Source organism: Mesorhizobium sp. NPDC059025 (assembly GCF_042739655.1).
In the GTDB taxonomy this organism is placed as follows: Bacteria; Pseudomonadota; Alphaproteobacteria; order Rhizobiales; family Rhizobiaceae; genus Mesorhizobium.
In genome coordinates this window covers 205,101-225,160 of the sequence record NZ_JBHYIM010000002.1, presented here as the reverse complement: position 1 = coordinate 225,160, position 20,060 = coordinate 205,101, and the positions used below count along the sequence as shown (strand labels likewise).

Here is a 20,060-nt window from a genome sequence, read left to right as displayed (position 1 = left end):
CTTGTCGAGTCAATTACTTAGGCTCCGCCTCGTTTAGTCGATACATTTGAGCACAAGCTGATAGGACGGTCTCTGATGGGGGGAAAGACACTGACACGTGCTGACCTTGCTGAGGCCGTTTATCGCAAGGTCGGTTTGTCGCGTACAGAGTCGGCTGAGCTGGTCGAAGCGGTGCTTGACGAGATATGCGAGGCCATCGTTCGTGGCGAGACGGTGAAGCTGTCATCCTTCGCCACCTTCCACGTCCGCTCCAAGAACGAGCGTATCGGGCGCAATCCCAAGACAGGCGAGGAGGTGCCGATCCTGCCTCGCCGGGTGATGACCTTCAAGGCCTCGAACGTGCTGAAGAGCCGTATCCTGCGCTCTCATCAGGCCGGCAAGACAAAATCAGGCAAATAGGCGAAAGTCTCACTCTGCGGTTGAAAACCAGCTTCGGCTTTATGCCGGGCTTGAATGTCGGGTGATAAATCGCTGAAATAGACTGCGATTCGACAGGGTAGTGCCGAATCTTCGGTTCGTCTGTTCTTTGCGCATTGGATTGACCAACGCACGTGACGACGCGTCCGATCCGATGCCCAGCGCGAGGATCCACCCATGGACAAGAGCCCCGACGCCTTCCGCACCATTTCCGAGGTCGCCGAAGACCTTGATCTGCCACAGCATGTGTTGCGGTTCTGGGAGACGCGTTTCAATCAGATCAAGCCGATGAAACGCGGCGGCGGCCGTCGTTATTACCGGCCGCAGGATGTCGAGCTGATCAAGGGCATCCGCCACATGCTCTACGACCAGGGCTACACCATCAAGGGTGTGCAGAAGCTGCTGCGGGAGAACGGCAACCAGTTCCTGATCGCCGTTGGTCATGGTGATGTCGCAGCCGTCGAGGCGATTGCGCAGCGCCGCCAGGCCGAAGAAGTGCCGCTGACGTCGGCCGCGCAACCGCGCACCGACGACGAGATGCTGGTCGGCCAGCCGACAGCCAAGCCAAATCGCCGTTTCTTTGGTCTCGGCAAGGCCGACGATGAGGGCCCCGTGCAGGCCGGTTCCGGTAAGCTTTCGCGCGACAATCGCGCATTGCTGCAGGAGGCGCTGTTCGACTTGCTGGAGTGCAAGCGCCTGCTCGATCAGGTGCGGTAGCAGTCTGCCGGATCGACAGAAATGTCGGCAGACAATGTTCCTTTGCAGAGGCTTGGCTCCACTTCGCAAAATCGCTTGCAAAACAGGTTGACCGGCGCAGGGGTATCACGTACATCGCGACCGGCTCGGAGTGTAGCGCAGCCCGGTAGCGCACTTGACTGGGGGTCAAGGGGTCGTCGGTTCGAATCCGGCCACTCCGACCATTTTTCAGACAGATTGACTTGACCCCATTGCCGGTTCGCCCGGCAATTACCCATGCCCGCAAGGGCTGGACCTGGCTTTCGTTCCGGAACCTAGAGCATTTTAGCCAAGTGGAATCGCTTGGCGTTGCAAAAATGCGGTGAAAACAAAAGCTTAGAGCATTTCCGCGTTTCCGTGAAAAACGGAACCGCTCTAGTTCGCGGGCGCCAGGGACAACAATGATACGGAGCGGACGGCGGGCTGGGCCTCTTGCCCGCTGAGGACAGCCGGACCGACGCTCTGCCGGCGGCTTGTTTGTGTAGCGACGGGCTCGGCCAAGGCAATCAATCCACGCTGATAACGGTATTCCAGCGCGATGCCACCCCAGACAAGGCCAAGCAGCAGGTAGAAATGGCGCCAGTGGTCGATATCGATGACGCTGCCAAGCCCGATATGGCCGACATAGACGACATAAGCGCATAGAACATAAGGTTGCCATGGCCTGTTGCGCAGCAGCAGGCGGAAGCCGGCGGCGATCGTCCAGATCGTCAGCGTCAGGTAAGACACAAAACCCAGCCAGCCATAATCCATCAGCGTCTTCAGCCAGATGTTATGGGTGTCTTCGCCGTAGATCTTGCCGAACACCAGCGCGCCGATGCCGAACGGCTTTTCCAGGGCCAGCATGAAGCCGATGCCATAGCGGGCAAACCGGCCGAGACGCGCCGAATCGTAGTCTTGCGCTAGTCTCGCGCGCGTGGTCAGCATCTCCGACACGCCCGGTATCTGCAGCACCACGAGCATTGCAACCACCAGCAGCACCAGTGCTGCAATGGTCATGATCACAACGCGCAGCCGGAATCGGCCGCTGGTGTTCTCAAGGAACACCAGCCCGGTCAGCAGGATGACAGCCACGCCAAACAGGCCCCAGGCGCCACGCGAAAAGGACAGAAAGATACCGCCGACCACGATCAGCAACGGTATTGCCAGGAACGGCATTCGCTGCACAGGCCCGGTCAGCAGTCTGTAGAACAGGTAGATGCCGGGCAGGACGAGGAACGGGCCAAAGACGTTCGGATCCTGGAAGGCGCCGGCGGCGCGCTCATACTTGGTGAAGATTTCGGCCCCCGGAAACAGCCTGAAATAGCCGGCAATGCCGAGGATCGAGGTGAAGACCGCAGTGGTCACATAGGCCAGGAAGATGAGCCTGTAGAGATCCGGCTTCCGCTCGAGCACGGAAGCGAAGAAAACAGCGGTGAAGGCCAGAAACAGCGAGACGGCCAGATAAAGCGGCGTCCACGAAAGGTCCGCCATTTGCGTCATGGCGATCATGCCGCCAATGTTCATTGACACCAGCAGGATGAGCAGTGGCACGACCGGCCGCGAAATGTGCAGGCCGAAAAGCGCCCACACGCCGATCAGCGCTGCCATGTAAAGCTCGTACGGGGCGGGTTCCTCGATGACGAAGCCCGAAAGCAGGATGCCGAAAATGATGGCGCTTGATGACAGCAGCGCGATCAGCTTGGCATTGACCGCGCTCGAAGGCAGCTCATGTGTCAGCGTGCTCAATAGGCATTTTCCGTGTTGAGCAGGCGTACCGGCGTCAACAGCAGGATCTTCAGGTCGAACAGCATCGACCAGTTTTCGATATAATAAAGATCATACTCGGTACGCATGCGGATCTTGTCATTGGTGTCCATCTCGCCGCGCCAGCCATTGATCTGCGCCCAGCCGGTCACTCCCGGCTTGACGCGGTGGCGGGCGAAATAGCCGTCGACCACTTCATTATAAAGAAGGTTGTGGGACTGCGCCGCGACAGCGTGCGGTCGCGGGCCGACGAGCGAAAGCGTGCCGAACAGCGAATTGAAGAACTGCGGCAGCTCGTCGAGCGAGGTCTTGCGGATGAAGCGCCCGACGCGGGTCACACGCGGATCGTTCTTGGTGACGGTTTGCTTGGCGCTGGGATCTGACTTGTCCGTGTACATGGAACGGAACTTGTAGACCACGATCTCCTCGTTGTTGAAACCGTGCCGCTTCTGCTTGAAGAGCACAGGGCCCTTGCTGTCCAGCTTGATGGCAATCGCTGTCGCCAGCATGATCGGCGAGAATGCGACGATGAAGAGGATCGAGAAAATGATGTCGAAGGCTCGCTTGGCGACCGAATCCCAGTCGTTGATCGGCTTGTCGAATATGTCGAGCATCGGCACGGAGCCGATGTAGGAGTAGGAGCGTGGCCTGAACTGCAACTGGTTGCTGTGCGCGGAAAGGCGGATGTCCACCGGCAGCACCCACAGCTTCTTCAAAAGCTGCAGCACGCGCGCCTCCGCCGAAATCGGCAATGACACGATCAGCATGTCGATGCGGGCGACGCGGGCGAATTCGAGCAGCTCCGCAATGGTGCCGAGCTTAGGATAACCCGCAACCACGGGCGGCGAACGACTGTCGTCACGGTCGTCGAAGATACCGCAGATGCGGATATCGTTGTCCGGCTGCTTTTCGATCGAGCGGATAAGCGTCTCCGCCGCCTTGCCGCCGCCGACGATGACGGCACGGCGCTCCATGCGTCCGTCCCGCGCCCAGCGGCGCAGCAGGCGTGCGGTGACCAGCCGCATCAGGAAAGTGAGGACGAAGCCGACGATGAACCATGTGCCGAACAGAAGTCGCGAATAATCCTCGGAGATCTTGAGGAAGAAGGCGGCGACGGCAAGCGCCGCGAACGTGCCTGCCCAGACTGACAGGAGGCGGCCTAAATTGGCGACAGGCCTGAGCAGTCGCGGGACCTGATAGCAGTCGGCCACCTCGAGAAGGATAATTGCAAGCAACGAGGCGGATGCAAAAGTCAGCGTGTATTGCCAGGCGAGGTTCTGGAAGAAGCCTTCGTAGAAGACGTAGAGGGCAAGGCCGGACACGAACAGCAGCGAAAATTCGATCAGCCGCAACGTGCCGATGACCATCACGGGCGACATCGTATCGCTGCGATACTGCGCAGCCACCTGGCGGGCAAGCTCGCTCAAGCCGGCGGAAGACGTCTTGTCTGCGTCCGGATCTTCGAACTTGCGCACCGCATCTGCTGAAAAGCGGCTGCCCGGATCGCTCTTGTTCATGGAATAGTCCCCAAGCTGGCTTCACCCTATCACAGGAGAGCTAATATTCTCTTCCTGGAACCTTTAAGTTCAAACTTTCAAGCGGGGTGCTGCTCCAGGCATGCTAGCAGAATGCCGTGGGCTTGTCGCGAAAGCCAACATCGGTTCGGGACTACGCGGGACTGACTGGCGCGTCGACGAACGCCGACGCGCTTTCGTGGGGACGGGGATCGGCTGTCAGCCTGCGATGGCACCGCGTGCCTTGAGGGCCTCTACGACACGATCGTGCGGCAGCGCGGGACTGCGATGGCCATCGCGGCCAATCATCTCCGCATTGGCGACCAGCGCGTTGACCACTGCCTCCTCGGTGGCCTGCACCACCGCGGTATAGAAATCGTCCATGCGGCCCCACAGGATGAAATCCATATGGCCGTAGGCGCTGGCATCAGGTTCGCCCCTCGGAAAACGGCCGCTTAATGCATCCCGATTGCCGGTCGAGAAGGCGAGAAAGATGTCGCCGGAGAAATGCGAACCTGCAGTTCCCGTGCGCGCAAGTCCAAGGGGTACGCGCCTGGCGAGCGCCTTGCACTGGCCGGGCAGGAGAGGGGCGTCGGTGGCAACGATGCCGATGCAGGAGCCGGCCCCGGCGGGCAGGCTGGCTGCAAAGGCCTCCATCGGGTTGTCGTCGGAGAGTTCCGCGCCAAGCGGCACTCCAGCAATGGTGAGCTCGTTGCGGGAACCGAAATTGGTCTGCAGAAAGACGCCGACCGTATAGCTGCGATGGCCGTAGTCGACGACACGCGAAGCAGTGCCGTTGCCGCCCTTGAAGGCATAGCAGTTCATGCCGGTGCCACCACCGACTGAACCTTCCTCGATCGCGCCGCTCCTTGCGGCGTCGAGCGCCGCGACGGCATGGGCGCTCGTCACATGCGGTCCGTTGATGTCGTTCAAATAGCCGTCCCAGGTCTCCGCTGCCACCGGCAGCATCCACTGGTTGGCAACCTCCGGCTTGTTTCGCACCATCCAGTCTATGGTGCCGCGATGGCAGGGACCGACCGCGTGCGTGTTGGAAATGAGGATCGGCATGTTGAGCGCGCCGGTTTCTTCCAGCCATGACACGCCGGTCATCTCGCCATTGCCGTTGAACGAATGATAGCCGGCGGCGATCGCCTGGCCGGCACCTTCCCGGCCGAGCGGCAGGATCGCGGTGACGCCCGTGCGCACCGGCCCCTTGCCGATTTCCATGCCGCCGTCGCCCGATATCAGCGTGGTGTAGCCGACCTCGACCCCAGGCACGTCGGTGATCGCGTTCAATCGACCTGGATTGCCGGTGAAGGGAATGCCTAGCGCCCGGGCGCGCGGTTTGCCTGCGGGCGTGACATGCGAGGTCTCACTCATACGTTCTTCCTTGAAGGTTGACGGTTGGAGAAATGGTCAGGAGAGGCGGCAGCCGGTCGCAGTCTCGGCGTAGGCAGTAAGGATGCGGAGCGCGGTTGGATGGTCGACGGCGGGTACGACGTTGAGAAGGTGAAGGCCGAGACCGTCTTCCAGAATGACAAGGCTGCGAGCCAGCGTGTCGCTGGTATCGGAAAGTTTGAACGTGCCGGTGATGGCGCCTGCCTCGAGGATGCCGACATAGATGGCGACCTGCCGCTCGAACAGCGTGATGTGACGCGCCGCATAGGCGGCATCGGAGCGGGCATAGGCACCAAGTTCCATCAGCAGTCGGCAAAGCCGGTCGCTGGGGTCATCAGGTATGCCGGAGCGGATCATCGCCTTCAGGCGTTCGCGCGGGTCCGAAATCTGCGCAATCGCCATGGCCCTTACCGTGCAGAAACGCTCGACAGCTTGTTTCTGCACGTCGTCCAGAAGGTCTTTCAGGCCCGGATAGTAATAGAGCGCGGCGCTCGAACTCATGCCTGCCTCATTGGCGACGGCACGCAAGGTCACGCCAGCGAGGCCGTGCTTGGCGATCATCGTCTCGGCGGCGCTGATCAAGGTGAGGCGACGTTCGGTCTGGGCAGCAGGTCTGCTCATATTTTCTCCTGAATGATGTTCAAATTAAAATCGATGCTGTGAGCATTGCAAGCGATTTTAGCCGAAGTTCATTGACGAATTGCTGAGTCGGGCGTAGCGTTTTGATGGGAGCATTATTTTAATAATATCAAAATGGGAGGGCTTGATGCCATCACAGGAAACGCCATCGAGCGGGGGGCTTGATCGCGCGCTCAACGGACTGGGCACATTGATGATCGTGCTGTCGGCGGTGACGCCGGCGTCATCGGTTTTCATCATCGTGCCCGGTGTTATCGCACTGGCCGGCACAGGTTCGTTCCTGTCATTTCTCTTTGCCGCGATCATCGGCCTGTTCATGGCGTTCGTTTATGCGGAGCTGTCATCGGCGTACCCGACAGCCGGTGGCGAATACACCATGATCGGTCGCACGCTCGGCCGTTTTTGGGGTTTTGTGACGCTGGTTCTCGTCTTCATTTCCATCGTGCTGATCATCGCGGTGGTGGCGTTAGGCGTAGGCACCTATCTTGGAGTGCTTCTGCCCAACCTCAATGCGCAGTGGGTCGGGGTGGCAACGATCATCCTGGCCGGCATCGTCGCGGCATTGCGGATCAAGCTTAATGCTTTTGTCACCGGCATCTTCCTCGGCATCGAGATGCTGGCTCTGCTGGTCCTGGTTGCGCTCGGTTTCATCAACATCGAACGGCCGCTTTCCAGCCTGTTTACCTCACCACAGATTCTCGACGCTGCAACCAATTCGCTGGTTCCGGCTTCAACGGGTCTGATCCTGGCCGCCACCGCCGTCGCCATCTTTGCCTACAATGGCTACGGTGCCGCAGCCTATTTCGGTGAAGAAACACAGGACGCCAAGCGCAGCATCGGCAAGGTCGTGCTGTGGGCGCTCGTCATCACGGTCGCCGCGGAACTGATCCCGCTGACCGCTGTCCTGCTCGGCTCGCCCGATCTCACCGCCTTGCTCGCCGCACCAGCGAAGATTGAATATTTCCTCGAGGCACGGGGCGGGCACGCGCTGACGGTGGTCGTCAGCCTTGCCATCGCGATTGCGATCTTCAACGCAGTGATCGCCATCGTGCTGCAGGCGTCTCGTCTCCTGTTTTCGTCCGGCCGTGACAAAACCTGGTTCGGACCGATCAACAATGCGGTCGCGTCGGTGCATGGTACCTATGCATCGCCCTGGGTCGCGACCATTGTGGTGTCGATTGCCGCAGCCGCAGCCTGTTTCATCGATCTCAGCCTGCTTCTGGTGGTGTCCGGCACGTCGCTGGTCGTCATCTATGCGCTGCTCTGCCTGGCGGCTGTTGCCGGGCGCCGCAACGGCACAACCTCGGAGGGGCATTATCGCATGCCGCTTTTCCCGCTGCCGCCGATCCTTGCTTTCGTTGCGCTTGTCTATGTCGCTTATCAGAACTGGCTGGACGTCGCCTTCGGCAGGCCGAGCCTGCTCGCGACGCTCGCGATCGTGGCCGTGGCGGCAGTCTACTATGTGGTGTTCCTGGCGCGTCGTGCCGATTGGACGATGCATGCACCTGAAGAGATCGAAGAGATTGCCGGGTAAGTCGTCCTCCTTCGACAAATCCAGCAATACCCCGGCCGCGAGGCCGGGGTCTTTTTTTTGCCCACCACCCGTCCTCGGCCTCGCTGTTACAAGGCGGGAAGGCGTCGTTGATCCTGAGGCGGCGGCGACCCGGGCTGGTCGATGCCAGTGAAGCGGCTGATCAACCCGCGCCTGCTGGCGCTTCCGCATGACCGTGTGTCAAAAAGCAAGGAACCCCGGTCTTGCGACCGGGGTTCTTCTCGTCAGGCGGATAGGGAAGCTTAGATCGAGTAATACATGTCGAATTCGACCGGATGCGGGGTCATTTCGAAACGCATCACCTCGGCCATCTTCAGTTCGATGAAGGCATCGATCTGGTCGTCGTCGAAGACGCCGCCGGCCTTCAGGAAGCCGCGGTCCTTGTCAAGGCTCTGCAGGGCCTCGCGCAGGCTGCCGCAGACGGTCGGGATCTTCTTCAGTTCCTTCGGCGGCAGGTCGTACAGATCCTTGTCCATCGGCTGGCCGGGATGGATCTTGTTCTTGATGCCGTCGAGACCGGCCATCAGCAGCGCCGCGAAGCCGAGATACGGGTTTGCGCCCGGATCGGGGAAGCGGACCTCGACGCGCTTGGCCTTCGGCGAATTGCCGAATGGAATGCGGCAAGATGCCGAGCGGTTGCGAGCCGAATAGGCGAGCAGCACCGGAGCCTCATAGCCCGGCACCAGACGCTTGTAGGAGTTGGTGAGCGGGTTGGTGAAAGCGTTCACTGCCTTGGCGTGCTTGATGACGCCGCCGATGAAGTACAGGCAGTTCTCCGACAGGCCGGCATATTCATTGCCAGCGAAAGTCGGCTTGCCGTTCTTCCAGATCGACATGTGCACATGCATGCCCGAGCCGTTGTCGCCGAAAATCGGCTTCGGCATGAAGGTGGCCGTCTTGCCATAGGCATTGGCAACCTGGTGCACGACGTACTTGTACAGCAGCATCTTGTCGGCGTTGCGCACAAGGGTGTCGAACTTGATGCCGAGTTCGTGCTGGGCGGCAGCCACTTCGTGGTGATGCTTCTCGACGCGCACGCCCATCTCGGTGAGCACCGTGAGCATCTCGGAACGCATGTCCTGGCAGCTGTCGATCGGCGGAACCGGGAAATAACCGCCCTTGACGCGCGGGCGATGGCCAAGGTTGCCGGTCTCGTAGTCGGTGTCGTCGTTGGACGGCAGTTCCGAGGAGTCCAGTTTGAAACCGGTATTGTACGGATCGGCCTTGTACTTGACGTCGTCGAACACGAAGAATTCGGCTTCCGGGCCGACATAGATGGTGTCGCCGATGCCTTCGGCTCTCAAATAAGCCTCGGCCTTCTTGGCGGTGCCGCGTGGATCGCGGTTATAGGCTTCACCGGAGACCGGATCGAGGATGTCGCACAGGATGACCATGGTCGACTGCGCGAAGAACGGGTCCATGTGAACCGTGTCGGTATCGGGCATCAGCACCATGTCGGACTCGTTGATGGCCTTCCAGCCGCCGATCGAGGAGCCGTCGAACATGACGCCGTCGGCGAACATGTCTTCATCGACTTCGGCCACATCCATGGTGACGTGCTGCAGCTTGCCCTTGGGGTCGGTGAAGCGCAGGTCGACGAATTTCACGTCGTTGTCCTTGATCTGCTTCAAGATGTCTTTGGCTGTCGTCATGTCTCTTTCCTGTATGATGACGTTGAAATTCGAAAACTGAAAACGGTGGCGCGGAGCGTCAGATCGCGTCCGGGCCAGTTTCGCCGGTCCGGATACGCACGACTTCCTCGATGTTGGAGACGAAAATCTTGCCGTCGCCGATGCGACCCGTCTGGGCGGCTTTGCGGATGGCCTCGATGGCAGCCTCGACGGACTCGTCACCGAGCACAACCTCGATCTTCACCTTGGGCAGGAAGTCGACGACATACTCTGCGCCGCGATAAAGTTCGGTATGGCCCTTCTGTCTGCCGAAGCCCTTGGCCTCCGTTACGGTGATGCCTTGCAGGCCGGCCTCCTGAAGCGCTTCCTTCACTTCATCCAGTTTGAACGGCTTGATGATCGCTTCGATCTTTTTCATGTCGATATGGGGCCTCCACTGCCGGTACAACGGGTTGTCAGTCCCGCTCGCGCATCCTTGAAGCATGAAGCGTGCCAATTGGCTCCGCTGAGAAGGTATCGTTGCGAATTTTCATGGAAAGCACATGACGCAACAGGTTTGCGCCGCTCGTCCTGTGACGGGTAGATTGTGCTGCGTGTCGCCTCATAGCCCAAATTTCCAACCGTTTGCACAATTTTTGAGCAAATTGCGCGCGGATTGCGCATTTGCCTCCCGTCTCAAACTGTCCGAATGTCTGTTCGGGCGCGCCAATGGGAGATACGGCATGAACCTTGAGTTGCTCACGCCCACTGAAATGGCCGAGGCCGATCGACTTGCCATCGCCAACGGGCCATTCGACGGCATCGGCTTGATGCGCAACGCAGGTGCGGCTGTCGCTGCCGTCGTGCTCGAGCGCTTTCCGTCCAGCAACCGCGTCCATGTGTTGGCTGGTCCGGGCAACAATGGTGGCGATGGCTACGTGGCGGCCAGGATGCTGCATGAGAGCGGTGTAGCCGTTTCACTCTGGTTTTCGGGTGCGCCGCGCGACGGCAGCGATGCCGCCGTCGCAGCTGCTGAGTGCCCGGTGTCGGGGCGGCCTATTGCTGATTTCGATGCCGGGGCCGATGATTTGATCGTCGACGCGCTTTATGGCGCCGGCTTGTCGAAGCCGCTTGCCGATGACGCCGCGCGCGCGCTTTCGCTCGTCACCACCAGACGATTGCCGGTCGTCGCGGTCGATTTGCCGTCCGGTGTCTCGGGTGAAAGTGGCAGGGTGCAGGGCAACGCCTTTCAAGCCGTTGTAACCGTGACCTTCGCGCGCAAGAAACCAGGCCATCTGCTGCTGCCGGGCCGCGCATCCTGCGGCGAGGTGGTCGTCGCCGACATTGGCATCGCCGCGGGTGTTATCGATTCCCTTGCTGTGGGCACCTTTGAAAACCAGCCGGCACTGTGGCGGAAAGCCTTCCCATTACCCGATGTCGATACACACAAGTATCGCCGCGGCCATGTCGGCGTCTTTTCAGGAGGGCCGACCTCGACGGGCGCGGCCAGGCTTTCGGCGCTGGCCGCCGCGCGCGCCGGGGCTGGTGCTGTCACGGTTCTGGCGCCTGGCAGCGCATTGGCGATCCACGCCATGCACCTGACTTCGATCATGCTGCGCAAGGTTGAGGACGTTGCGGAGTTCGCGGCGATGTTGGGCGAGGGGCGCTCCTCCGCGTTCGTGCTGGGACCAGGCTTTGGTGTCGGTGAAAAGGCGCGCGATTTTGCGCTGGCGGTGCTGGCCGCCGGTGACCGGTTGAGCGAGCCCCGCGCCGCGGGGCTGGTTCTCGATGCCGACGGCATCACGGCCTTTCGTGAAGCGCCGCAATGGCTGTTCGAGGCTGCTGCCCGTCCCGGTGCCCCCGAGCTGGTTTTGACACCGCATGAGGGTGAGTTCGCCCGGCTGTTTCCCGACATTGCCGGGGGCGATGACCTGTCGAAGCTCGGCAAGGCGCGTGCCGCCGCCAGAAGAGCGAATGGGGTCGTCATCTACAAAGGTGCGGATACGGTCATTGCCGCGCCGGACGGTCGCGCAGCGATCAACGCCAATGGAGTGCCATGGCTTGCAACGGCGGGTTCCGGCGACGTGCTGGCCGGCATTGTTACCGGGCTCATCGCGCAGCGCATGCCAGCCTTCGAGGCGGCGTGCGCGGGTGTCTGGCTGCACGCCGAGGCGGGCCGACGCTTTGGTCCCGGCCTCATCGCCGAGGATCTGCCCACGGCGCTGCTCCCGGTTCTCGCCGAACTTTACGGAGGGTAGCTGGGGTCAAGGCGGTTCTGCTGCCCGAGGGGTGAGGGGCGGTTGACGTTTATGCTTGCCAAGTCGAGCGGTATTTTGAGAAGCAGAAGATCCTGCCTGGTTTCCGGTGTTGCAACAATGACTTCTATCCTGGGTGTCACGAGCAGTTTTGCGCCATCGGCGACGCCCTTCGGCACGCCGACCGGGACGGAAAATCCAGGCGGGCGGCTCAATGGCACGACCGTGCCCGGGATGCGCCCGATGGGATGGTCCGAACAGGGACGGTCAGAGATTGTCGCGCGCAACGGCATGGTCACCACAAGCCATCCGCTTGCTGCTCAGGCTGGACTGGAAATCCTGCAGAAGGGCGGCAACGCAATCGATGCGGCCGTCGCTGGACTGGCGACGCTCGATGTGGTGTCGCCCAACGATACCGGCATCGGCGGCGATGTCTTTGTTCTTTATTGGTCAGCCACCGACCGCAAGCTCTATTCCCTCAGTTCGGCAGGCTGGTCCCCCGAAAGCTGGACGACCGACTATTTCAGGGACCGTAAGCTTGAAGGCGTGAATTCCGTTACCGTGCCGGGTGCGGTCGCAGGTTTCGACGCCATGTTGAAGCGCTGCGGCACGATGACTTTCAAGGAGACCTTCGAACGCGCCGCAACCATTGCCGAACAAGGCTGGGGAATGAGCGAGCGCCACCACAGGGATCTGGTGCATAACCTGGATGTCGTACGCAAGGATCCGGAATCCGCGCGTGTCTTCCTTCGCGATGGTGATGTACCGCCACTTTACAGCATCCTCAGAAATCCCGACCTGGCCAGGACCTTGCGGTTGCTGCAGGAGAAGGGGCGTGACGGTTTCTACAAAGGCCCGGTGGCTGACGCGATCGTTGCCCGCGTGAAGGCGGGCGGTGGCGTGATGGCCAACACGGATCTCGAAGCATTCGAACCGGAATGGAACGAGCCGATCACGACGAGCTATCGTGGCTACGATGTCTTTCAGGTGCCGCCGCCCGGTCAGGGGTGGGCGACGCTTCTCCAGTTGAATCTGCTTGAAGCTTGTGGCCAAAAGCTCGGGCTCGACCTGAGCAAATTCAATCATAGCTTCCCGGAATACTGGCATCTTCTGGTGGAGACGAAGAAGCTCGCCTACTCAGATCTGCTTCGATACAACGCCGATCCCAGATTCGCGGATGTCCCGCTGGGCAGGCTGTTGTCCAAGGACCACGCGGCTGAGGCCTGCTCCAGGATAGACATGAAGAAAGCTGGAACGCCCGACGTTGCCGGTACCCTGAAAGGTGGCACGGTCAATCTGATTGCCGCCGACCGCTGGGGCAATATGGCTTCGGTAGTTCACAGCGTCTACAACGTCTATGGCTCCAGGATAACGGTTCCGGGCTACGGCTTCCTCCTGCACGACAGGGGGAGCGGCTTCTCGTTGGATCCAGTCAGCCCAAACCGTGTCGAGCCGCGCAAGCGTCCCTTCCACACCATCATAACCGGCTTTGTGATGAAGGATGGTGAGCCGCTGTTGGGCTTCGGCAATATGCAGGGTTCCATCCAGGCCTATTCACTCACCACGCACCTGGCGAACATGATCGACCTCGGCTTCAGTCCGCAGGCAACAGCGGATGCGGCCCGCTACGTGCATGAGCAGAGGAATGACGGCCCGGGCAAGCTTGTCCTGGAGCCTCGCCTGTTCGAACGGGTCGGCCAGCAATTGCGGGCGCTAGGTCATCCGGTCGAAACCATGAAGGCGGATATGAGTGTGGGTGGTTTTCAGGGGATATTGTTTCAGCAGGACCAGTCGATGCCCGCGCCGCCGAGATACCCCGAGCAGGCTCCCGTAAATGGCGTTTATCGTGCAGGTTCCGATCCACGCAAGGATGGGCAAGCAGTAGGATGGTAACGGCATTATCCAGGATCGATCGCGAGGTTCGGGCCGTGATCGCGGAGGGTGTGCTGTCCAACTGCCACGAGCACGGCGGCTGCCAGCAGACCCAAGGCCCCGGCGCAGGCAACGGCCATAGAAAATCCCTGGCCAATGGCCTCTGCAAGCAGTGATCGGAACAGGTCGGGCGCCATGTCGAGGCCGGCCGGCATCGCGTGCTGCCTGACCGCGGTGGTTGCGGCACCGAGGGCGTCAGTCGCATTCGTGGTGGAGAGGTAGTCTGTCAGCGAGGAAATGGCGCGGGCGCTCATCAGCGTGCCGAGCAGGGCGATGCCGACCGTCATGCCGCCCTGGCGAAGTGCGTTCATCGTTGCCGAGGCGGCCCCGCTTCTTTCGCGTGGCGTGGCTGCCATTGCCGCCGCCCCGGTAGAGGGGACGGCCAGCCCCATGCCGATGCCCAGGATCGCGAAAACCGAGGCGATGATCGGGTAGGGCGTGCCCGGCGTGAACAGGGCCATGGCCAGCATCGAGCTGCCGAGCAGGGCATAGCCGACGATCATCGGCCAACGGGTTCCGCACCACGACGAAAGCTTGCCGAACAAGGAAGAGGTGAGCGCCATTGCGACGAAGACGGGGGTCATTCGCCATCCCGCCGCCGTTGCTGACAGGCCTTGCACCTGCTGGAGAAACAGGGAAAAGAAGAACAGGCTGCTGTAACCTGAAAAGCCGAGTGCGAAGGAAGCGAAGTTGACCGCTGCGAACTGCCGGTCACGGAAAAGGTCGACCGGCAGCACCGGGCGCGCCGCGCGCAATTCCATGGCTATGAAGGCAACGAACCCGGCAATCGCGACAGCAAGCGCGCCGGCAATGCGCGGTGACGTCCAGCCGGCATCGCCAGCCCCGATCAGCGCATAGGTCAGTGCACCGAGAAAGACGACAGACAGCGCCTGTCCGACAGGGTCGAGGGCAGCGTGGTCAGGGTCTGCGCTCTCGCTGATGCCTCTCAGTCCGAGTACCATGGTGATCGCACCCAGCGGTATGTTGATCAGGAAGATGCTCGACCAGCCGACAGTGTCGACCAGGAACCCGCCGAGCATCGGTCCGAGGATAAGCGACACGGCGCTGAAGGATGCCCAGCCTCCGATCACATGGGCACGTTGCGCGGGATCGGCAAATGCCTGCGTCAGAATGGATAAGGCGCCCGGGATGACCAGCGCACCCGCAATACCCTGCAAGGCGCTGCCGGCGATGAGGGTGCCGAGCGACGAAGCCATGGCCGAGATCGCCGATCCAGTCGAAAACAGCGCCACGCCCACCAACCAGACGCGCTTGCGCCCGTAGCGGTCGCTGATTGGTCCGGCGGACAGCATGAAGGCGGAAAGGCAAAGCGCGTAGGACCCCACGACCCACTGCAACCCGGACAGATCGGTTCCGAGCGCCGCCTGGATGGACGGAAGCGCGACGGTGACGATGCTGATGGCCAGCGTTGCCATGAAGGTGCCAAGGTAGACGGCCGCGACAAGGTCGCGTCTGCGAGATGATGGCATGGGATAAATCCTGATGATTTAACTCAACAATATGATTCGACCGACCGTCGGTCAATACAAAAACATGTTGAAATCATTACTGCTATGCGAGGGGAGGTCGGTTGTCTTAAACTGACGACGCCTTCGCTGACGGGAATCGGGATGAACGCAAACGTAGCTGCAGAACGCCGATCGCGCCCCCGGCGGCGTACCCTGCCGCCCGAGGTGCGAACGGATGATCTGATGACATCCGCGGCAGCCCTCTTCATCGCGAAAGGGATCGAGGCGACGACGATCGACGAGATCGTCGCGCGCGCCGGTGTAGCCAAGGGAACTTTTTATCACTACTTCGCGACGAAGACGGATGTTGTCCTGGCCCTGCGGGAGCGTTTCTCGCAGGATTTTTTGAGCAGCGTGAATGAGGCAATCGAGGCTTGTCCCGCAACGGACTTCCCGGCGCGGCTGTCAGGATGGGTCCATGGCGCGGTGCAGGCCTATCTCGCCAATTTCAAACTGCACGATGTCGTCTTTCACGATTTCAGTCACTCCAGGCGGCAATCACGGGAAAAGGACGTCGTGATTGCTCAGCTTGTTGCCCTGCTCGAAGCCGGCCAGGCGGCCGGGGTCTGGACCATGCCCGATGCGCGCATGACCGCGCTCATTCTGTTTGATGGCATGCACGGTGTGGTGGACGACGCGATTGCGCGTGAGATCCGCGATCCGCAGCCGCTCTGCGACATCCTGCTGGAGTTGTTTTCCAGGATGCTGTCGGCCGGCGGAAGCTTCCTGCCGAAGGCCGCCGGGTGATCGAGCGGTGAGAGCCGGCTCGCGCTTTCGATGCCGGCTCGCCGTCCCACGGATCATGGAGCTGCGGTGAAACACACGAGGTTGTTATCAGGATCGCTCACGATGAAGGCACGCGAGCCCCAGGGTTCTGTCTTGAGCTGCTGGAAGAAGGAAACGCCGGCGGCCTGATAGTCGAGGAACAGTTTCTTGATGCCGTGGTCCAGCACGATCGTGGCCACGACGAGATGTTCGGGCACGATCCTGCTGGTATCCACCACTGGTGTATCGACATGACGCAGGTTGATGCGCGCGCCATCCCGAAAGACCTGGGCGAAAAAGGGTGGTTCGCCATAGGTGAATCGGAGCGTGAAGCCGAGCTTGCTTGTGTAGAAATCGCAGGCCCGGCCGATATCGGCAACGAACAGCTGTGGTTCCGACAGGGCAAGGAAGGGTTCTTTTTCAGCTGTGGTGGAGGTGCTCATGTCTGAAGATCCTTTTTTGAGCGCCTCCCAGTTTTCGAAACCGGCCTTGCGGGCAACAAGCTCCTGGGCGTCGGCGAGCTTGAACTCCTGCTCGAGGATCTGCGTGTCGCTGAGATCTCGAAAGCGCGGCAGCAGGGAACGTATCGCCGCCGCGGCGGGATAACGGCCCTCGCGATGCCATTTGAGATAAAGTTTTGCCTGCTTGCGGAAATGCTCGAACTGGGACATGGGCGCATTCTGGGTTGATGTGGCGTAGGCGGGCAATGCCCCTTCGGCCGAAACCGGTGCGCCCTACAGCAGCAGCAGGATCGTAGGCGGAGCACGCCGCCAAGGCAAGAGGTCGCCTTGGTTCGGCCGTCTGGTGCTCCTATCTGTCGGATGGCGGTTGTTCGCGTGGTTGACTTGGTCAAGTCCTTCCGATTTACCGTCACCAGCAAATCCCGACAGTCCGGACGCCTTTCCCATGCTCGAAAAAACCTATGACGCAAAAAGCGTCGAGCCGAAGATCGCCAAGATTTGGGAGGAGGCGGATGCCTTCCGCGCCGGTGCTGGCGCCGAGGAAGGCGCAGAACCCTTTTCCATTGTCATCCCGCCGCCCAATGTCACCGGCTCGCTGCATATGGGCCATGCGCTCAACAACACGCTGCAGGACATTCTGGTGCGCTTCGAGCGCATGCGCGGCAAGAACGTGCTGTGGCAGCCGGGCATGGACCATGCCGGCATCGCCACCCAGATGGTGGTCGAGCGCAAGTTGATGGAACGGCAGATCCACCGCCGCGACCTCACCCGGGAGCAGTTCGTCGAAAAGGTCTGGGAGTGGAAGGACGAATCTGGCGGCGCTATCTTCAATCAGCTGAAGCGGCTGGGCGCCTCTGCGGATTGGTCGCGCGAGCGCTTCACCATGGATGAGGGCCTGTCGAAGGCCGTACTCGAAGTGTTCGTCACGTTGCACAAGCAAGGCTTGATCTACCGCGGCAAGCGGCTGGTGAACTGGGATCCGCAATTCGAGACGGCGATCTCGGACCTCGAGGTCGAGAACAGGGAAGCCGACGGCCATATGTGGCACTTCAAGTACCCGCTGGCCGGCGGCGAAACCTACACCTACGTCGAGAAGGACGCGGACGGCAACGTCACGCTGGAGGAGGAGCGTAACTACATCTCGATTGCGACCACCCGGCCGGAGACGATGCTGGGCGACGGCGCGGTCGCTGTTCATCCTTCGGACGAGCGTTACGCGCCAATCGTCGGCAAGCTGTGCGAGATCCCGGTCGGCCCGAAGGAGCACCGGCGCCTGATCCCGATCATCACGGATGAATATCCGGATCCGACCTTCGGTTCAGGTGCGGTCAAGATCACCGGCGCGCATGATTTCAACGACTATCAGGTCGCCCGCCGCAACAACATTCCGCTCTACCGGCTGATGGACACGCAGGCCGCGATGCGCGCTGACGGTGAGCCCTATGCCGATTATGCGGCGCAGGCGCTGGAAATAGCTCGCTCCGGAAACGTGCCGAACGAGGCCGAAGTCGATGCCATCAACCTGGTCCCGGACGAGTATCGCGGCCTTGACCGATACGCTGCCCGCAAGCTGATCATCGAGGCGATCACGGCGGAAGGGCTTGCCGTTACGGTCAAGGATGCCGACGGCAACGACATTCCCTTCGTGGAAAAGAAGAAGCTGATGCAGCCTTTCGGCGACCGGTCGAATGTCGTGATCGAACCGATGTTGACCGACCAGTGGTTCCTTGACGCCAAGGTCCTTGCAAAGCCGGCACTGGCATCCGTACGCGAGGGCCGCACCAAATTCGTGCCCAAGAACTGGGAAAAGACCTACTACGACTGGATGGAGAACATCGAGCCCTGGTGCATCTCGCGCCAGCTTTGGTGGGGTCACCAGATCCCGGCCTGGTATGGCCCGGACGGACATATCTTTGTCGAGAAGAGCGAAGAAGAGGCACTCGAGGCTGCCATCCAGCACTATCTGGCGCACGAAGGTCCGTGGAAGGCCTGGGTCGAGGAGAAGCTGGAGAATTTCCAGCCGGGCGAGATCCTGACCCGCGACGAAGACGTCCTCGACACCTGGTTCTCATCCGCGCTGTGGCCGTTCTCGACACTCGGCTGGCCGGACAAGACGCCGGAGCTGAAGACCTATTACCAGACCGACGTGCTGGTGACCGGCTTCGACATCATCTTCTTCTGGGTCGCCCGCATGATGATGATGGGCTTGCACTTCATGGACGAGGAGCCGTTCCACACCGTCTATGTGCATGCGCTGGTGCGCGACAAGAACGGGCAGAAGATGTCGAAGTCGAAAGGCAACGTCATCGATCCGCTCGAACTGATCGACGAATATGGTGCGGACGCCCTGCGTTTCACCCTGGCGGTCATGGCCGCGCAGGGGCGTGACGTGAAGCTCGACCCAGCCCGCATCGCCGGCTACCGCAATTTCGGCACCAAGCTTTGGAACGCAACGCGCTTTGCCGAGATGAACGGTGTGGCTCGCGACGACACGTTCTGGCTGAACGACGCCAAGCTGGCGTTGAACCGCTGGATCCTGACCGAACTGACCCGTGCGGCGCGCGAGATCACCGACGCGATCACGTCGTATCGCTTCAACGAGGCGGCGGGCGCCGCCTACCGGTTCGTCTGGAACCTGTTCTGCGACTGGTATCTTGAGCTGCTGAAGCCGGTGTTCATGGGCGAGGATGAGGCTGCCAAGGTCGAAAGCCGGGCTTGCGTCGCCTTTGTGCTCGATGAGATCTACAAGCTGCTTCATCCCATGATGCCGTTCATGACCGAAGAGCTGTGGGCCGAGACGGCAGGCGAAGGCAAGGAGCGCTCCTCGCTGCTCTGCCATGCGACGTGGCCGTCGCCGGACTTCGAAGATGTCGAAGCCGCGGACGACATCAACTGGCTGATCGATCTGGTCACCGGCATCCGTTCGGTGCGTTCGGAGATGAACGTGCCGCCGGCTGCGATTGCACCGCTGGTGGTCATTGGCGCCAATGCCACCACCCGGGAGCGTCTGGTCCGCCATGATGCCGCGATCAAAAGGCTGTCGCGGATCGGCGAGATCTCGCACGGCGACACGGCGCCGAAAGGCTCGGCACAGATCGTGCTGGCCGAGGCGACGGCGTGCCTGCCATTGGGAAGCCTGATCGACCTGACCGCCGAGGCAGCGCGCCTGCAGAAGGAACTGGCCAAGGTGACAGAGGAGATCGCCCGCCTGCACAAGAAGCTGTCGAACGAGAAGTTCGTTGCCAATGCGCCGGAAGAGGTGGTTGAAGCCGAGCGCGAGAAACTCGTCGAATACAACGAACAGCAGGCAAAGCTCTCGGCAGCACTTACCCGCGTGCGCGACGCCAGCTGAGTACGGCAGGCAATTTGAGGCCGATTCCGGTGGTCAAATTCTGCCTGCCGGAAATGCGATTCTGACGTTGCGTCCGCTGCTTTCAAACCGATCGCAGGCAGCCGGAAAGAGCATTCCGCAGCGTCACAATTGACGTAAAGGGAAAGTTTTGAACC

Annotated in this window: 15 protein-coding genes and 1 tRNA gene; 8 read left to right on the top strand and 8 right to left on the bottom strand. The window is 61.0% G+C overall.

What is annotated here, in order from left to right; translation table 11 throughout:
- The first annotated feature begins 75 nt into the window (after positions 1 to 75).
- The 3 genes from ACFWYE_RS05225 (at position 76) to ACFWYE_RS05215 (ending at position 1,337) form a co-directional block, all read left to right on the top strand.
- Positions 76 to 399, top strand: a complete 324-nt coding sequence (locus ACFWYE_RS05225) for an integration host factor subunit alpha (protein WP_054311518.1) — start codon at positions 76 to 78, stop codon at positions 397 to 399.
- Positions 400 to 594: 195 nt separating this feature from the next.
- Positions 595 to 1,134 (top strand): MerR family transcriptional regulator, encoded by a 540-nt coding sequence (locus tag ACFWYE_RS05220; protein ID WP_379110053.1) that lies wholly within the window; start codon positions 595 to 597, stop codon positions 1,132 to 1,134.
- Between the two features lie 126 nt (positions 1,135 to 1,260).
- Positions 1,261 to 1,337 (top strand) — tRNA-Pro (locus ACFWYE_RS05215).
- A gap of 190 nt (positions 1,338 to 1,527) precedes the next feature.
- Here ACFWYE_RS05215 and ACFWYE_RS05210 read toward each other — a convergent pair.
- The 4 genes from ACFWYE_RS05210 to ACFWYE_RS05195 form a co-directional block, all read right to left on the bottom strand.
- Complete coding sequence (locus ACFWYE_RS05210) at positions 1,528 to 2,880, bottom strand: O-antigen ligase family protein (protein ID WP_379110051.1); 1,353 nt, start codon at positions 2,878 to 2,880, stop codon at positions 1,528 to 1,530.
- The gene (locus ACFWYE_RS05205) at positions 2,877 to 4,415 is read right to left on the bottom strand and encodes an undecaprenyl-phosphate glucose phosphotransferase (RefSeq protein WP_379110049.1); all 1,539 of its coding nucleotides are present in this window, start codon (positions 4,413 to 4,415) and stop codon (positions 2,877 to 2,879) included. The genes ACFWYE_RS05210 and ACFWYE_RS05205 overlap by 4 nt, the downstream gene beginning before the upstream one ends.
- Before the next feature lie 216 nt (positions 4,416 to 4,631).
- Positions 4,632 to 5,792: a P1 family peptidase gene (locus ACFWYE_RS05200; protein WP_379110047.1), complete on the bottom strand. Its 1,161-nt coding sequence runs from the start codon at positions 5,790 to 5,792 to the stop codon at positions 4,632 to 4,634.
- Between the two features lie 36 nt (positions 5,793 to 5,828).
- Positions 5,829 to 6,431 carry a TetR/AcrR family transcriptional regulator gene (locus ACFWYE_RS05195; RefSeq protein WP_379110045.1) on the bottom strand — a complete coding sequence of 201 codons (603 nt, stop codon included), beginning with the start codon at positions 6,429 to 6,431 and terminating at the stop codon, positions 5,829 to 5,831.
- Between the two features lie 145 nt (positions 6,432 to 6,576).
- On the opposite strand from ACFWYE_RS05195, the gene ACFWYE_RS05190 reads away from it, so the two are divergent.
- A complete protein-coding gene (locus ACFWYE_RS05190) occupies positions 6,577 to 7,983 on the top strand; it encodes an APC family permease (protein ID WP_379110043.1) in 1,407 nt (468 codons plus the stop codon).
- 260 nt (positions 7,984 to 8,243) lie between these two features.
- Here the strand turns inward: ACFWYE_RS05190 and glnA are convergent, their stop codons facing one another.
- Positions 8,244 to 9,653: a type I glutamate--ammonia ligase gene (gene glnA / locus ACFWYE_RS05185; protein ID WP_379072101.1), complete on the bottom strand. Its 1,410-nt coding sequence runs from the start codon at positions 9,651 to 9,653 to the stop codon at positions 8,244 to 8,246.
- A gap of 58 nt (positions 9,654 to 9,711) precedes the next feature.
- Positions 9,712 to 10,050 carry a P-II family nitrogen regulator gene (locus tag ACFWYE_RS05180; protein ID WP_024926327.1) on the bottom strand — a complete coding sequence of 113 codons (339 nt, stop codon included), beginning with the start codon at positions 10,048 to 10,050 and terminating at the stop codon, positions 9,712 to 9,714.
- Positions 10,051 to 10,354: 304 nt separating this feature from the next.
- Between ACFWYE_RS05180 and ACFWYE_RS05175 the strand changes: the two genes are divergently transcribed.
- Both ACFWYE_RS05175 and ACFWYE_RS05170 read left to right on the top strand, forming a co-directional pair.
- Complete coding sequence (locus ACFWYE_RS05175) at positions 10,355 to 11,869, top strand: NAD(P)H-hydrate dehydratase (RefSeq protein ID WP_379110041.1); 1,515 nt, start codon at positions 10,355 to 10,357, stop codon at positions 11,867 to 11,869.
- A gap of 117 nt (positions 11,870 to 11,986) precedes the next feature.
- On the top strand, positions 11,987 to 13,759 hold the full coding sequence (locus tag ACFWYE_RS05170) for a gamma-glutamyltransferase family protein (RefSeq protein WP_379110039.1): 1,773 nt from the start codon (positions 11,987 to 11,989) through the stop codon (positions 13,757 to 13,759).
- A 5-nt stretch (positions 13,760 to 13,764) separates the two neighbouring features.
- Here the strand turns inward: ACFWYE_RS05170 and ACFWYE_RS05165 are convergent, their stop codons facing one another.
- On the bottom strand, positions 13,765 to 15,288 hold the full coding sequence (locus ACFWYE_RS05165) for a DHA2 family efflux MFS transporter permease subunit (protein WP_379110037.1): 1,524 nt from the start codon (positions 15,286 to 15,288) through the stop codon (positions 13,765 to 13,767).
- Between the two features lie 222 nt (positions 15,289 to 15,510).
- Here ACFWYE_RS05165 and ACFWYE_RS05160 point away from each other — a divergent pair, with 222 nt between their 5' ends.
- Positions 15,511 to 16,074, top strand: coding sequence for a TetR/AcrR family transcriptional regulator (locus ACFWYE_RS05160; RefSeq protein WP_379110035.1), 564 nt, complete (start codon positions 15,511 to 15,513; stop codon positions 16,072 to 16,074).
- A gap of 53 nt (positions 16,075 to 16,127) precedes the next feature.
- Here the strand turns inward: ACFWYE_RS05160 and ACFWYE_RS05155 are convergent, their stop codons facing one another.
- Complete coding sequence (locus tag ACFWYE_RS05155; protein WP_379110033.1) at positions 16,128 to 16,763, bottom strand: VOC family protein; 636 nt, start codon at positions 16,761 to 16,763, stop codon at positions 16,128 to 16,130.
- A 235-nt stretch (positions 16,764 to 16,998) separates the two neighbouring features.
- On the opposite strand from ACFWYE_RS05155, the gene ACFWYE_RS05150 reads away from it, so the two are divergent.
- Positions 16,999 to 19,905: a valine--tRNA ligase gene (locus ACFWYE_RS05150; RefSeq protein ID WP_379110031.1), complete on the top strand. Its 2,907-nt coding sequence runs from the start codon at positions 16,999 to 17,001 to the stop codon at positions 19,903 to 19,905.
- Positions 19,906 to 20,060: the final 155 nt, after the last annotated feature.